We start from the raw sequence: 13,099 nt of genomic DNA, 5'->3' as shown, positions 1-13,099 counted from the left end.
CGACGCGACTGCCGTAAGGATCAGACGGCGGCCGGGTCCTCCTCGACGAGGAGGTTGCGGGTGCGGTTCGGGTCGACGGGGATGCCGGGACCAATGGTGGTGGAGACCGCGGCCTTCTTGATGTAACGGCCCTTGGCGGCGGACGGCTTCAGACGGAGGATCTCCTCCAGCGCGGCGCCGTAGTTCTCCACCAGCTTCTCGTCGTCGAAGGACGTCTTGCCGATGATGAAGTGCAGGTTCGAGTGCTTGTCGACGCGGAACTCGATCTTGCCGCCCTTGATCTCGGTCACGGCCTTGGTCACGTCGGGGGTGACGGTGCCGGTCTTCGGGTTCGGCATCAGACCACGCGGACCGAGCACGCGGCCGAGGCGGCCGACCTTGCCCATGAGGTCCGGGGTGGCGACGACGGCGTCGAAGTCCAGGCGGCCCTTCGAAACCTCGTCGATGAGTTCGTCGGCGCCGACGATGTCGGCGCCCGCGGCACGCGCGGCCTCGGCACGGTCGCCGGTCGCGAAGACCAGGACCCGGGCGGTCTTACCGGTGCCGTGCGGAAGGTTCACGGTGCCACGGACCATCTGGTCGGCCTTACGCGGGTCGACACCCAGACGGAAGGCGACCTCGACGGTGCCGTCGAACTTGGTCGTGGAGGTCTCCTTGGCGAGACGGACGGCCTCGAGCGGGGCGTAGAGCTTCTCCCGGTCGATCTTGGCGTCCGCAGCGCGGAGGGACTTGCTGCGCTTGCTCACTACTGCTCCTGTGTGTCTTGAGGAGTCGTGGTAGGGGCCGAGCAGGCCCTGCCACGGTGCTACGAAGGTGCTACGAGGCTGGGGTTCAGCCCTCGACCGTGATGCCCATGGAGCGGGCGGTGCCGGCGATGATCTTCGACGCGGCGTCCAGGTCGTTGGCGTTCAGGTCGGGAAGCTTGGTCGTGGCGATCTCGCGGACCTGCGCCTCGGTGATCTTGGCGACCTTGGTCTTGTGCGGCTCGCCAGAGCCCTTCTCGACACCCGCGGCCTTGAGGATCATCTTCGCGGCCGGCGGCGTCTTGGTGATGAAGGTGAAGGAGCGGTCCTCGTAGACCGTGATCTCCACCGGGATCACCCAGCCACGCTGCGACTCGGTCGCGGCGTTGTAGGCCTTGCAGAACTCCATGATGTTGACGCCGTGCTGGCCGAGCGCGGGGCCGACCGGCGGCGCGGGGTTGGCCGCACCGGCGTTGATCTGGAGCTTGATGAGCCCCGTGACCTTCTTCTTCTTGGGAGGCATTGCTCTCTCCGGGTCCTAGTGAGAGTTTTCAGCCGTCCGGTCCGGATGATCCGGATGGAGGCATACCGCACAACGATAACGGGTATCTGTGTGCAGCCAAAAACCGAGCAGGTCAGACCGGCTGCGAAAGCCTGTCTGACCTGATCGGAGGCTTGTGCTCCAGACGAAGCTAGTTCTTCTGGATCTGGTCGAAGGAGAGCTCGACCGGCGTCTCGCGGCCGAAGATCTCGACGAGACCCTTGACCTTCTTCGAGTCGGCGTTGATCTCGTTGATCGTGGCCTGCAGCGTGGCGAACGGGCCGTCGGTGACGGTGACCGAGTCGCCGACCTCGAAGTCCAGCACCTGGACCTCGACCTTGCGCTGCGGAGCAGGCTTGCCCTCGGCCTCGGCGGCCTCGCGGGCGGCCTTCTCCTCGGCCTCCGGGGCGAGCATCTTGACGATCTCGTCCAGGGTCAGCGGGTACGGGTCGTAGGCGTTGCCCACGAAGCCGGTGACGCCGGGAGTGTTGCGGACGACGCCCCAGGACTCGTTCGTCAGGTCCATGCGCACCAGCACGTAGCCGGGGAGCTTGTTCTGACGGATCGTCTTGCGGTCGCCGTTCTTGATCTGGACGACCTCTTCCTGGGGCACCTCGGCCGCGAAGATGTAGTCCTCGACGTTGAGCGAGACGGCGCGCTGCTCCAGGTTGGTCTTCACGCGGTTCTCGTACCCGGCGTAGGTGTGGATGACGTACCACTCGCCGGGGAGGGTGCGCAGTTCCTCGCGCAGGGCGACGACGGGGTCGACCGGCTCGGCCGGCTCCTCCTCGGCGTCCTCTTCCTCGTCCTCGACGGCCTCGACGTCGCCGCCGGACTCGGCCTCGGCGTCTTCGTCGGACTCGTCCTCGACGTGGAGAGCGGCTTCCTCGGCGGGCTCGCCCGCCTCGGCGTCGGCAGCCTCGACCTCGTCCAGGTCCTCGTCCGCGCCCTCGAGGATGTCGAGCTCGTCTTCCACGGACTCGTCCGGCTCGATGGCGTCGTTCAGGTTCTGGTCAGACACGGTGGCTGCTTCTTCCTGGATACATAGGGGTGGAACATGCGAAAGGGGCGCCGGTAACCGCGGCGCCCTTCGCAACGTTGCTCAGCCGAAAACGTACTTGGCGGCGTGGTCGAGTCCATAGTCAATCACGGTGACCAGGCCGATCATGACGATCACGAAGACGATCACCACGGTCGTATAGGTGGTCAGCTGGCTCCGCGAAGGCCAGACGACCTTGCGAAGCTCCGCGACGATCTGCCGGTAGAAGAGGGCAAGACGCTTCAGCGGGCCCTTCTTGGCACGCTTACCGCCCTTGCGGGTCTTCTTCGACTCTGACGCCTCATCCTGGGCATCAGGCGTGTCGATGGAGCCCACGGCGTCCGCCATTCGTCCTCACCTGTTCCCGGGTCGTGGCCGTGCCGCGCCCGGTCTGAGCCGCACGGCGGTGCATTACCTGTACGTACATGCGTACACATCCTGGCGGTGTGTGTAGCAGGGCCGGAGGGACTTGAACCCCCAACCGCCGGTTTTGGAGACCGGTGCTCTACCAATTGAGCTACGACCCTTTGTGGTTCTCCCCAAACGTACCGCATCCGCCCGGGTGCTCGGTGTGCACCGGATGAGTGCGGCCGTTGTGAGGCCAACGAGGTGAGAGTGTACGTGTTCCGAAGGCCCCCGTCGAACAGAAAGCGCCCGTAGGGGCTTTGGCGACGGAAGATCGTCAGCACGGCGGCCGAAGATCACCCAGGCCACCGCGCGAATCCGGACGGTTGTTCAGTGCGTGTTCAGTCTGTGAAACCCGTGTGCCACTGGCGTTTCCGGTCTGGAACGATGGGCCCCATGAGCGCTGCAACCCCTCCCACCGCGCGCCGGGTCTCCGCCCGAGTCGGCGCGATCTCCGAGTCCGCCACCCTCGCCGTGGACGCCAAGGCCAAGGCCCTCAAGGCCGCCGGGCGTCCGGTGATCGGCTTCGGCGCCGGTGAGCCCGACTTCCCGACCCCGGACTACATCGTCCAGGCCGCCATCGAGGCCTGCTCGAACCCGAAGTACCACCGCTACACGCCGGCCGGCGGCCTGCCCGAGCTGAAGGCCGCGATCGCCGCGAAGACGCTGCGCGACTCCGGCTACGAGGTCGACGCCTCCCAGGTCCTGGTGACCAACGGCGGCAAGCAGGCCATCTACGAGGCCTTCGCCGCGATCCTCGACCCGGGCGACGAGGTCATCGTCCCGGCCCCGTACTGGACGACGTATCCGGAGTCGATCCGCCTCGCGGGCGGTGTCCCGGTCGACGTCGTCGCGGACGAGACCACCGGCTACCGCGTCACCGTGGAGCAGCTGGAGGCGGCCCGTACGGAGAACACGAAGGTCCTGCTCTTCGTCTCCCCCTCCAACCCGACCGGCGCCGTCTACACCCGCGCGCAGGTCGAGGAGATCGGCCGCTGGGCCGCCGAGAAGGGCCTGTGGGTCCTGACCGACGAGATCTACGAGCACCTGGTCTACGGCGACGCGGAGTTCCACTCCCTGCCGGTGGTCGTGCCGGAGCTGGCCGACAAGACGATCGTGGTCAACGGTGTCGCGAAGACGTACGCGATGACCGGCTGGCGCGTGGGCTGGGTCATCGGCCCGAAGGACGTGGTCAAGGCCGCGACGAACCTCCAGTCGCATGCCACGTCCAACGTCTCCAACGTCGCCCAGGTGGCGGCCCTCGCCGCGGTCTCCGGCGACCTGTCGGCCGTCGAGGAGATGAAGGAGGCCTTCGACCGCCGTCGCAAGACGATCGTGCGGATGCTCAACGAGATCGACGGCGTGCTCTGCCCGGAGCCCGAGGGCGCCTTCTACGCCTACCCGTCGGTCAAGGGTCTGCTCGGCAAGGAGATCCGCGGCAAGCGCCCGCAGGACACGGTCGAGCTGGCCGCGCTGATCCTGGAGGAGTCCGAGGTCGCGGTCGTGCCGGGTGAGGCGTTCGGTACGCCGGGCTATCTGCGGCTGTCGTACGCCCTGGGCGACGAGGATCTCGTCGAGGGTGTCTCGCGGATCCAGAAGCTGCTGGCGGAGGCGCGGGACTGACGTCCGCCTTCGAGGAGGCCATCACCTACCGATGCCGGTAGGTGATGGCCTCCTTCGTTTGTGCGAGCAAGACCACGTTCGGGGAAAGCGCTACCGGGACGGCAGGGACGTACGGCAGGATCCTGGAATGGAGCGTGTACGTGATGTCTCTGAGCTGCCGAAAGCCCATCTGCACCTGCACTTCACCGGGTCGATGCGGCCCACCACCGTGCTGGAGCTGGCCGACAAGTACGGCGTACGACTGCCTGACGCGCTGACCGAGGCGCTGACCAGCGGTGAGCCGCCGAGGCTGCGGGCCACGGACGAGCGGGGCTGGTTCCGGTTCCAGCGGCTGTACGACGCCGCGCGGTCGTGCCTCAGGCGGCCCGAGGACATCCAGCGGCTGGTGCGGGAGGCCGCCGAGGAGGATGTGCGCGACGGCTCGCAGTGGCTGGAGATCCAGGTCGATCCGACGTCGTACGCCCCTCGGCTGGGCGGTCTGATCCCGGCGCTGGAGGTCATCCTCGACGCGGTGGAGACGACCTCGCGGGAGACCGGGCTCGGGATGCGGGTGCTGGTGGCCGCGAACCGGATGAAGCATCCGCTGGACGCGCGGACGCTGGCGCGCCTCGCGGTGCGGTACGCGGACCGGGGGGTCGTCGGGTTCGGGCTGTCCAACGACGAGCGGCGGGGCATGGCCCGGGACTTCGACCGGGCGTTCGCCATCGCGCGGGAAGGGGGGTTGTTGTCGGCGCCGCACGGGGGTGAGCTGACCGGGCCGTCGTCCGTGCGGGACTGTCTCGACGACCTGGACGCGCACCGGATCGGGCACGGGGTGCGGGCCGCGGAGGACCCCCGGCTGCTGAAGCGGCTCGCCGACCGGGGCGTGACGTGCGAGGTCTGCCCGGCCTCCAACGTGGCGCTGGGCGTCTACGAGAAGCCCGAGGACGTGCCGCTGCGCACACTGTTCGAGGCGGGGGTTCCGATGGCGCTCGGCGCCGACGACCCGCTGCTCTTCGGGTCGCGGCTGGCCGCCCAGTACGAGATCGCGCGGCAGCACCACGGCTTCACGGACCGGGAGTTGGCGGAGCTGGCCCGGCAGTCGGTCCGGGCTTCCGCGGCGCCCGAGGGCGTCAAGGCGCGGATGCTGGCCGGGGTGGACGAGTGGCTGGCTCGCCCGGCCGCCTGAAGTGGGCGTAGGGCGGATACGGCTTGTAACAGATGTCCAGCTCCAGGGGGTGCCCGCCGCTGTTGGGCGGCTCGGCCAGGGTGAGGGCCGTCATGAACGCCATGTGCCCGTCGGCGACACGCTTCTGCCGCGGCCCCCAGCCCGCCGCATAGGCGAACTCGGTGGCCGTCTGGGCGAAGACGTCCCTGGTGCCGAACAGGAAGAACGTCCGGGCGTGGGTGGTGTGCCGCAGCTCGTCCCGGGCGTCCGCGTGCGACTGGCGGGCACGCCAGGACTCCGCGTCCCGCGTGGTGCGGGCCTCGTCGGTGCCTACGGTCAGCGGGGTGCCGTGAGTGAGCTTGCGGCGCAGCTCGGGCCACTGGCTCGCACGCATGCCGAGATGGTGGTGGGCCAGGACGAGGTCGACCCGCTCGCCCCATCCCTCGTCGGGCGGGACTCCGTCGCGCAGCGGGACATGGACGATCGTGTGGCGGGAGTAGGCGGCGAAGGAGAACAGTCCGGCCAGCCGGTTGAGTCCGTCGTGGTCGCCGAGCAGCAGGCCGATGGGGTCGGGAGCGGTCAGCGAGGTATGGCGCAGCGGGTGTCGCGGCTGGACGATCCGGTATTCGTGCGGACCGGTCCGGGGCCTGAACTGGCGCAGCCTCAGCCGCATGCGGGATCTCTCATGGGACGAGGGTGGCGGCTCGGTCAGGCCCCCCGCAACGGGGATTTCTGCGGAGCCGTGCCGCCTACAGGCTGACGCCGACCGTCACCGGCTCGTTGACCAGCGTGATGCCGAAGGTCTCGTGGACGCCGGCGACGACCTCGCGGGCCAGGGTGAGGAGGTCCTCCGTGGTGGCCTCGCCGCGGTTGGTGAGGGCGAGGGTGTGCTTCGTGGAGATGCGGGCGGGGCCGGTGCCGTAGCCCTTGGTGAAGCCCGCCCTGTCGATGAGCCAGGCCGCGGAGGTCTTGGTGTGGCCCTCGCCTGCCGGGTAGGCGGGCGGCTCGGCGGTGTCGCCGAGGTGGGCCTTCACGCGCGCGTGGAACGCGGTGAACTGCTCCTCGGTGAGGATCGGGTTGGTGAAGAAGGAGCCCGCCGACCAGGTGTCGTGGTCCTCCGGGTCCAGCACCATGCCCTTGCCCGCGCGCAGCTTCAGTACGGTCTCGCGGGCGGCGGCGAGGGGGACGCGGTCGCCGGGTTCGACGCCGAGGGCGCGGGCGGTCTCGGCGTACTTGATCGGCGCCGAGAGTCCGTCGGCGTCCTCGAGCTCGAAGGCGACGCGCAGGACGACGTATCGCTCGGGGTCGGCCTTGAAGCGGCTGTGGCGGTAGGTGAAGCCGCAGTCGGCGTTGCTGACGGTGACCGCTTCGCGGGTCCGGCGGTCGTAGGCGATCACCTCGGTGATCGTGGCGGAGACCTCCTGGCCGTAGGCACCGACGTTCTGGATCGGGGTCGCGCCCGCGGAGCCGGGGATGCCGGCGAGGCACTCGATGCCGGCGAGTCCTGCCTCCACGGTGCGGGCGACGGCGTCGGTCCAGACCTCGCCGGCGGCGAGTTCGAGGTGGGTGCCGGTGAGCTCGAAGCCCTTGGTCGCGATGACCAGGGCGGTGCCGTCGAAGCCCTGGTCGCCGATGACGAGGTTCGATCCGCCGCCGATGAGCAGGAGCGGCGTACCGCTGTCGTCGGCCTCGCGCACGGCCGCGATCACGTCGGCGTCGGTGGTCGCCGTGATCAGCCGAGCGGCGGGACCGCCCAGGCGAAAGGTGGTCAGCGGGGCGAGGGGGGCGTGGTGTCGTTCCTGCACGGGCTCAAGAGTACGAGACGCCTCTGACGGCGAGTGGGTGGATGCCTGCGGCGGCCCGTTGCGGTCCGGTGGGGGTTCGCGTTGCGCACTGCTCGCCGTCGGGGGTCGGTGCCTCACCGGGGGTGTCCGTCCTCGGTCGGGCGGTCCTGTCCTCTGGGGCTGTGCCGTTGGTCGGTCGCCCGACGCTGCGGGCGGGCACCCCCCGGTACGTCCCCTCCTCGCCGTTGCGCAAGCGCGGGGCGCGTCCCGCCTGGGGTCGTAGGAAGCGGGTGTCAGAGGACGGGGCTCACCTCCCGGTCCCGCGTCCTTCAGCCCGCCCGGCATCCGACGACGAGTGCCTGCCGTCCCGATCGCTCACCAACCCGCGCCTTCAGCCCGTCCGGCGTTTGAGGACGAGGCCCTTCGGGCCGACGGGGGTCCAGGGGGCGGCGCCCCCTGGAGGCGGGGTCGAAGGGGCGGCAGCCCCTGGGGGATGGGAACGGGTAGGGGCGGCGGGGGCGAAGACATCCCAGGCGCGCCACGGCGTTGGGGGCACACACGGACGGCCCCGCCCCGCAGGGCAGAGCCGTCTCGTGGTGCGAGGTCAGCCGGCGACGCCCTCCAGCACCGGCGCCCGCTCCTCCGCCACCGCACCCACCGCAACCCGCGCGGAGCGCCTCGACGGGATCAGCAGAGCCGCGACACCCGCGAGCCCCACCACCGCCGCCCCCGTCATCAGCGCGGGCCGCAGACCGTCCACGAAGGACTGGCCCGTCTCATAGCCACCCTGGGCCGAGAAGATCGACCCCATGATCGCGATACCGAGGGCCCCACCGACCTCGCGAAACGCGTTGTTCGCACCGGACGCGACACCCTGTTCGGACCCACGCACGCTGGACATGACCAGGTTGGAGGCGGGAGCGAAGAAGAGGGCCATGCCGATGCCGCTGATGATCAGGCCGGGCAGCTGGATCGAGTAGGAGGCGTCCACCGTGATGACGTATGCCAGGTAGGCGAGGCCTGCCGCCTGGAGGAAGAGGCCGGTGGCGACGACGGGCCGGCCGCCTATCCGGTCGGAGAGGATGCCCGCGATCGGCGCGACCAGCATCGGCATACCGGTCCAGGGCAGCATCCGCAGCCCCGCCTCGGTCGGCGAGTACCCGAGAACACCCTGCATGTACTGACTGAGCAGGAAGATCGACCCGAACATGCCGAGGAACATCAGAAGGCTGGCCGCGTTGATGCCGGCGAAGGCCCGGGAGCGGAACAGCCGCATCGGCAGCATGGGGTTCTTGGCACGGGCGCTGTAGAGGACGAAGCCGACGACGAGCGCCGTACCGGCGAACAGGGACGTCAGGACCAGGTTGTCCGTCCAGCCGTCCGCGGGACCGCGCACCAGGCCGTAGACGATGCCGAAGAGGCCGCCGCTGGCGAGGAGGGTGCCGGGGATGTCGAGGGGCGCGCCGGTGCCGTAGGACTCCGCGAGGCGCAGGCGGGCGAGGGGGAGGAGAGCGACGCCCAGCGGGACGTTCAGCCAGAAGATCCACTGCCAGGAGATGTGTTCGGTCAGGCTGCCGCCGATCAGGGGGCCGGAGGCCACCGCCAGTCCGTTGACGGCGCCCCAGATGCCGTACGCCATCCCGCGCTTGGCCGCCGGCACGGCCGCCGTCAGGAGGGTGAGGGTCAGCGGCATCATGACGGCCGCGCCCACACCCTGGACCGCGCGGGCCACGATGAGGCTGTCGATGCCGGGGGCCAGCGCCGCCGCGGCGGACGCCCCGGTGAAGACCGCCAGTCCGGCGAGGAAGAGCCGGCGGCGGCCGAAGCGGTCGCCCAGAGCCGCGCCGAACATCAACAGAACGGCGAAGGTGAGGGTGTAGGCGCTCACCGTCCACTCCAGGTCGTGCAGTCCGCCGCCGAGGTCCTCGCGGATGGAGGGCAGGGCGGTGGTGACGACGAGGTTGTCGAGGGCCGCCATGAACCCGGCGACGCTGGTGATGACGAGGGCCCAGACGGCTCCCCCACGTGGTGTCTTCTGTGCGGCTGGCTGTGACATCGCTCCCCCAGAGCTCCCTGGATAGTTATTGATTACTAACTTTCACGCTCAAGAAAAAAGGCGCCGATGACGCCCGTCCCGCTCAGTGCTCCAGTCGGCCCTTGATCCGCGCCGACGGATACAGCCCTTCCCACACCCGGTGCCCGGGCGGAAACCCCATGGCGACCAGGCAGTTGACGAGCATGCCGTACGCCATGAAGGTCGTCGTGTCGTCGACATCGGCACCCAGCGGCAGGTGGACCGTGTCCCACAGCCGCATCCAGCCGTCGCGCACATCCGTGCCGAACTCGTGGTCGCCCTCCTGCTCGGCGGCCGCCACCGCGACGTACGCCTGCATCTGCATCATCAGCAGCTCCGGCCGCTCCGCGATGACCTTGGTGTACGCATTGGCCATGGAATGCAGGGCCTCGTCGCCCTCCAGACCCTCGGCTGCCTCCGCGAACGTACGGATCGTGTCCTCCATGCACCGCTGGGCGGCCGCCAGGAAGATCGCCTTCTTGCCAGGGAAGAGCCGGAAGAGATACGGCTGCGAGACCCCGACCCGCTTGGCGATCACCTCGGTCGAAGTGCCGTGGTAACCGCCGCGGGCGAACTCGATCGTCGCCGCGCGGATCACGCTCTCGCGCCTCTCCTCTGCGCTCATCCTGACCATGACGAGTAAGTTAGTACTCAATCACTAACTACGTCAAGAGGGTGCGACAGAGAGCAAGTAAGGGGCGCCCCACCATGGAGAACGCCCCTTACAACACACGCAGGTCAGGCCAGTCGTACGACCGCCCGGGACATCCCCAGCACCTTCTGCCCGGCGCTGGTCGCCGTGAGGTCCACGCGGACCGTGTTGTCGTCGAGCTTGGCCGCAACCTTGCCGCTGACCTCGATGACGGCGCCCTGGTCGTCGTTGGGGACGACGACGGGCCTGGTGAAGCGGACGCCGTACTCGGCGACGGCGGCCGGGTCGCCGACCCAGTCCGTCACCACGCGGATCGCCTCGGCCATGGTGAACATGCCGTGCGCGATGACGTCGGGCAGCCCGACCTCCTTGGCGAACTTCTCGTTCCAGTGGATCGGATTGAAGTCACCGGAGGCGCCCGCGTACTGGACGAGAGTGGCGCGGCTCACGGGAAAGGTCTGGGCGGGCAGTTCGGTGCCGACCTCGACGTCGTCGTATGCGATCTTCGCCGTCATCTTCGTCACGCCCCCTCTGCCGCGCGCGCGACCAGCTTCGTCCAGGCCGTCACGACGTGCTCGCCGGCCTCGTCGTGAACCTCGCCCCGGATGTCCACGATGTCGTTGCCCGCCATGGACTTGATCGCCTCGATGGTCGAGGTGACCGAGAGACGGTCACCGGCGCGGACCGGGCGGGTGTAGGCGAACTTCTGGTCGCCGTGCACGACGCGGCTGTAGTCCAGACCCAGTTGCGGATCCGCCACGACCTGTCCGGCGGCCTTGAATGTGATGGCGAACACAAAAGTCGGCGGGGCGATCACATCGGGGTGGCCGAGCGCCTTGGCGGCGTCCGGGTCGGTGTACGCCGGGTTGGCGTCCCCCACGGCCTCCGCGAACTCGCGGATCTTCTCCCGGCCCACCTCATAGGGGTCGGTGGGCGGGTAGCTCCGCCCCACGAAGGACTGGTCGAGCGCCATGGGCTCGGCACCTCCTGGTGTCGATAACGAACGTTCGCTGAAGTGACCAAAACGACGCGAGGCCGCCCCCTGGAGTACAGGGGACGGCCTCGCGTACGAGCCTGATTTATCGCGTTTCGCGGTGCGCGGTGTGCGCGTTGCAACGCGGGCAGTGCTTCTTCATCTCCAGTCGGTCCGGGTTGTTACGCCGGTTCTTCTTGGTGATGTAGTTCCGCTCCTTGCACTCCACGCAGGCCAGCGTGATCTTCGGGCGGACGTCGGTGGCAGCCACAGGAGTGCTCCTTGACGAACGGATGGGACGATTAACGCATGAAAGAGTAGCCGATCGAAGGACCGACCCCGCAATCGGCTACTGTCAGTAGCGGTGACCGGACTTGAACCGGTGACACAGCGATTATGAGCCGCTTGCTCTACCGACTGAGCTACACCGCTGTGATGCGATCGGTTCCCACCTTGCGACGAGAACCTCTCACACCAGAGCCCCAATACGGAATCGAACCGTAGACCTTCTCCTTACCATGGAGACGCTCTACCGACTGAGCTATTGGGGCGAGCGATGAAGACATTACACGCTCGGCCGCCGTTCACCCAAATCCGTTTCCGGCCCTCGTCCATGGCCCGTCCGCGGCCCGTCCGGAAGGCTGTCCGGCCACCTGTCGGGCGACTTGTCCAGGGTCCCTCCCACCGGCCCCTGAGGCCTCTCCCGTACGACGAACCACACCGGTACGACTATTGCGCTCCTCCCCGCCGCGAGCGGATCACCGCCCTAGGCTCGACTCACTCTGCGTGATCTTGCGTCCCCGTCCGCAGCCCCGAGCCACGAGCCTTGAGCCCCTGGAGCGCGATGCCCGACAGCCAGCCGCAGCCGCCCCACTCCTCGTCCTCGTCGGACCCGGCCGACACCACCTCACTCCTGCTGTGCGGGGCACGGCTGACCGACGGCCGGACCGTGGACGTACGGCTGGGCGGCGGGCGCATCGAGGCGGTCGGCACGGCGGGCAGTCTGGCGGCGGACGGCACGCGCGCGTGCGGTGCGCGGGTGGACCTCAACGGCTATCTGCTGCTCCCGGCTCCGGTCGAGCCGCACACCCATGGCGACACGGCCCTGTCGGCCGACGAGGGCGGCCCGGTCTCCTACGACCCCCAGGACGTCCAGCGCCGGGCCACCGAGGCGGCCCTGCTCCAGCTCGGACACGGGGCGACCGCGCTGCGGGCACACGTGCGCGTGGGCGACGTCCAGGGGCTGGGCGCGCTGGCCGCCGTACTGCAGGCGCGGCGTTCGCTTCGCGGGCTCACCGAGCTGACCGCGGTGGCGATGCCGCGGGTGCTGACCGGGGCGGCCGGGGCGGAGGGGCTCGCGATGCTGCGGGACGCGGTGAAGATGGGCGCCTCGGTGGTGGGCGGCTGCCCGGACCTCGATCCCGATCCGACGGGGTATGTGCAGGCGGTGCTGGATGTCGCCGCCGAGCAGGGCTGCCCCGTCGATCTGCACACCGACGGCACCGACCCGGCCCGCCTCGCCCGCCTCGCGGCGATGGCCGGCGGACTGCGTCCCGGGGTGACCATCGGCCCGTGCGGCTTCCTGGGCCGGCTGCCCTCCGAGATCGCCTCCCGCACCGCCGACCAGCTCGCCGCGGCCGGGGTGACCGTGGTGTGCCTGCCGCAGGGCGGCTGCGGGGGCGTGGAGCGGCGCGGTACGGCTCCGGTACGGCTGCTGCGGGCGGCCGGGGTGCGGGTGGCGGCCGGCAGCGGCGCACTACGGGACGTGTCGAACCCGGTGGGCCGCGGGGACCCGCTGGAGGCCGCCTATCTGCTGGCCTCGCGCTACGGCCTGCGCCCCGAGGACGCCTACGACGCGGTGAGTACCTCCGCTCGGGCCGTGCTGGGGCTGCCCGAGGTGCGCGTGGAAGCGGGGTTTCCGGCCGAGTTGCTGGCGGTGCGCGGGGATCGGCTCGCGGGGGCGCTGTCGCTGGCGTACAGCCGGATCGTCGTGCATCGGGGGCGCGTGGTGGCGCGGACGAGCGCGGTGCGGGAGTTCTGCGACTCGGCGGTGGCGGTGGAGTTGGGGCTGCCGCGGCAGGGGCGGTGGGAGCTGCCGTAGGCGGGTGCGGGTTGGGT

At 69.6% G+C, this 13,099-nt stretch carries 14 protein-coding genes and 3 tRNA genes; 3 read left to right on the top strand and 14 right to left on the bottom strand.

Annotation, left to right across the window (positions count from 1 at the left end; genetic code table 11):
- Window positions 1–20: 20 nt before the first annotated feature.
- The 5 genes from rplA to TN53_RS33495 all read right to left on the bottom strand — a co-directional run bounded on the left by rplA (window position 21) and on the right by TN53_RS33495 (window position 2,850).
- Window positions 21–746, bottom strand: coding sequence for a 50S ribosomal protein L1 (rplA, locus tag TN53_RS33515; RefSeq protein WP_046262541.1), 726 nt, complete (start codon window positions 744–746; stop codon window positions 21–23).
- An 85-nt stretch (window positions 747–831) separates the two neighbouring features.
- Window positions 832–1,266 (bottom strand): 50S ribosomal protein L11, encoded by a 435-nt coding sequence (gene rplK, locus TN53_RS33510; protein WP_020132675.1) that lies wholly within the window; start codon window positions 1,264–1,266, stop codon window positions 832–834.
- 169 nt (window positions 1,267–1,435) lie between these two features.
- Window positions 1,436–2,305, bottom strand: coding sequence for a transcription termination/antitermination protein NusG (gene nusG / locus TN53_RS33505; RefSeq protein WP_046262540.1), 870 nt, complete (start codon window positions 2,303–2,305; stop codon window positions 1,436–1,438).
- A gap of 81 nt (window positions 2,306–2,386) precedes the next feature.
- On the bottom strand, window positions 2,387–2,671 hold the full coding sequence (secE, locus tag TN53_RS33500) for a preprotein translocase subunit SecE (RefSeq protein WP_046262539.1): 285 nt from the start codon (window positions 2,669–2,671) through the stop codon (window positions 2,387–2,389).
- 106 nt (window positions 2,672–2,777) lie between these two features.
- Window positions 2,778–2,850: transfer RNA gene (locus TN53_RS33495), tRNA-Trp, on the bottom strand.
- Window positions 2,851–3,124: 274 nt separating this feature from the next.
- Between TN53_RS33495 and TN53_RS33490 the strand changes: the two genes are divergently transcribed.
- Both TN53_RS33490 and TN53_RS33485 read left to right on the top strand, forming a co-directional pair.
- On the top strand, window positions 3,125–4,351 hold the full coding sequence (locus tag TN53_RS33490) for a pyridoxal phosphate-dependent aminotransferase (RefSeq protein WP_046262538.1): 1,227 nt from the start codon (window positions 3,125–3,127) through the stop codon (window positions 4,349–4,351).
- A gap of 127 nt (window positions 4,352–4,478) precedes the next feature.
- Window positions 4,479–5,519, top strand: a complete 1,041-nt coding sequence (locus tag TN53_RS33485) for an adenosine deaminase (RefSeq protein ID WP_046262537.1) — start codon at window positions 4,479–4,481, stop codon at window positions 5,517–5,519.
- Here TN53_RS33485 and TN53_RS33480 read toward each other — a convergent pair.
- The 9 genes from TN53_RS33480 to TN53_RS33440 form a co-directional block, all read right to left on the bottom strand.
- Window positions 5,464–6,171: a hypothetical protein gene (locus tag TN53_RS33480; RefSeq protein WP_046262536.1), complete on the bottom strand. Its 708-nt coding sequence runs from the start codon at window positions 6,169–6,171 to the stop codon at window positions 5,464–5,466. The two genes, TN53_RS33485 and TN53_RS33480, sit on opposite strands and share 56 nt — an antisense overlap.
- A gap of 76 nt (window positions 6,172–6,247) precedes the next feature.
- Window positions 6,248–7,420 carry a UDP-N-acetylmuramate dehydrogenase gene (locus TN53_RS33475; RefSeq protein ID WP_095046875.1) on the bottom strand — a complete coding sequence of 391 codons (1,173 nt, stop codon included), beginning with the start codon at window positions 7,418–7,420 and terminating at the stop codon, window positions 6,248–6,250.
- Between the two features lie 466 nt (window positions 7,421–7,886).
- Window positions 7,887–9,338 (bottom strand): MFS transporter, encoded by a 1,452-nt coding sequence (locus TN53_RS33470; protein WP_046262534.1) that lies wholly within the window; start codon window positions 9,336–9,338, stop codon window positions 7,887–7,889.
- Between the two features lie 82 nt (window positions 9,339–9,420).
- Window positions 9,421–9,990: a TetR/AcrR family transcriptional regulator gene (locus TN53_RS33465; RefSeq protein ID WP_199924694.1), complete on the bottom strand. Its 570-nt coding sequence runs from the start codon at window positions 9,988–9,990 to the stop codon at window positions 9,421–9,423.
- A 104-nt stretch (window positions 9,991–10,094) separates the two neighbouring features.
- Window positions 10,095–10,523 (bottom strand): MaoC family dehydratase, encoded by a 429-nt coding sequence (locus TN53_RS33460; protein WP_046262557.1) that lies wholly within the window; start codon window positions 10,521–10,523, stop codon window positions 10,095–10,097.
- Window positions 10,524–10,528: 5 nt separating this feature from the next.
- On the bottom strand, window positions 10,529–10,981 hold the full coding sequence (locus tag TN53_RS33455; RefSeq protein ID WP_046262533.1) for a MaoC family dehydratase N-terminal domain-containing protein: 453 nt from the start codon (window positions 10,979–10,981) through the stop codon (window positions 10,529–10,531).
- Between the two features lie 106 nt (window positions 10,982–11,087).
- Entirely contained in the window at window positions 11,088–11,252 is a 165-nt protein-coding gene (gene rpmG / locus TN53_RS33450; protein WP_003948671.1) for a 50S ribosomal protein L33, read from the bottom strand.
- Window positions 11,253–11,340: 88 nt separating this feature from the next.
- A tRNA-Met gene (locus tag TN53_RS33445) sits at window positions 11,341–11,413 on the bottom strand.
- Between the two features lie 46 nt (window positions 11,414–11,459).
- Window positions 11,460–11,532: transfer RNA gene (locus TN53_RS33440), tRNA-Thr, on the bottom strand.
- Between the two features lie 293 nt (window positions 11,533–11,825).
- Between TN53_RS33440 and TN53_RS33435 the strand changes: the two genes are divergently transcribed.
- Window positions 11,826–13,082 carry an amidohydrolase family protein gene (locus TN53_RS33435; RefSeq protein ID WP_046262532.1) on the top strand — a complete coding sequence of 419 codons (1,257 nt, stop codon included), beginning with the start codon at window positions 11,826–11,828 and terminating at the stop codon, window positions 13,080–13,082.
- The last annotated feature ends 17 nt before the right edge of the window (window positions 13,083–13,099 follow it).

It is taken from the genome of Streptomyces sp. WM6386 (assembly GCF_000972385.1).
In the GTDB taxonomy this organism is placed as follows: Bacteria; Actinomycetota; Actinomycetes; order Streptomycetales; family Streptomycetaceae; genus Streptomyces.
This window is presented reverse-complemented; position numbering and strand designations above follow the sequence as displayed.

What these genes read in the sequence shown, in the direction of transcription:
- rplK (WP_020132675.1), bottom strand. Translation starts at nt 1,266, where the DNA reads ATGCCTCCCAAGAAGAAGAAGGTCACGGGGCTCATCAAGCTCCAGATC.
- TN53_RS33435 (WP_046262532.1), top strand. Translation starts at nt 11,826, where the DNA reads ATGCCCGACAGCCAGCCGCAGCCGCCCCACTCCTCGTCCTCGTCGGAC.
- TN53_RS33460 (WP_046262557.1), bottom strand. Translation starts at nt 10,523, where the DNA reads ATGACGGCGAAGATCGCATACGACGACGTCGAGGTCGGCACCGAACTG.
- TN53_RS33470 (WP_046262534.1), bottom strand. Translation starts at nt 9,338, where the DNA reads ATGTCACAGCCAGCCGCACAGAAGACACCACGTGGGGGAGCCGTCTGG.
- TN53_RS33490 (WP_046262538.1), top strand. Translation starts at nt 3,125, where the DNA reads ATGAGCGCTGCAACCCCTCCCACCGCGCGCCGGGTCTCCGCCCGAGTC.
- TN53_RS33485 (WP_046262537.1), top strand. Translation starts at nt 4,479, where the DNA reads ATGGAGCGTGTACGTGATGTCTCTGAGCTGCCGAAAGCCCATCTGCAC.
- TN53_RS33465 (WP_199924694.1), bottom strand. Translation starts at nt 9,990, where the DNA reads ATGGTCAGGATGAGCGCAGAGGAGAGGCGCGAGAGCGTGATCCGCGCG.
- secE (WP_046262539.1), bottom strand. Translation starts at nt 2,671, where the DNA reads ATGGCGGACGCCGTGGGCTCCATCGACACGCCTGATGCCCAGGATGAG.
- TN53_RS33480 (WP_046262536.1), bottom strand. Translation starts at nt 6,171, where the DNA reads ATGCGGCTGAGGCTGCGCCAGTTCAGGCCCCGGACCGGTCCGCACGAA.
- TN53_RS33455 (WP_046262533.1), bottom strand. Translation starts at nt 10,981, where the DNA reads ATGGCGCTCGACCAGTCCTTCGTGGGGCGGAGCTACCCGCCCACCGAC.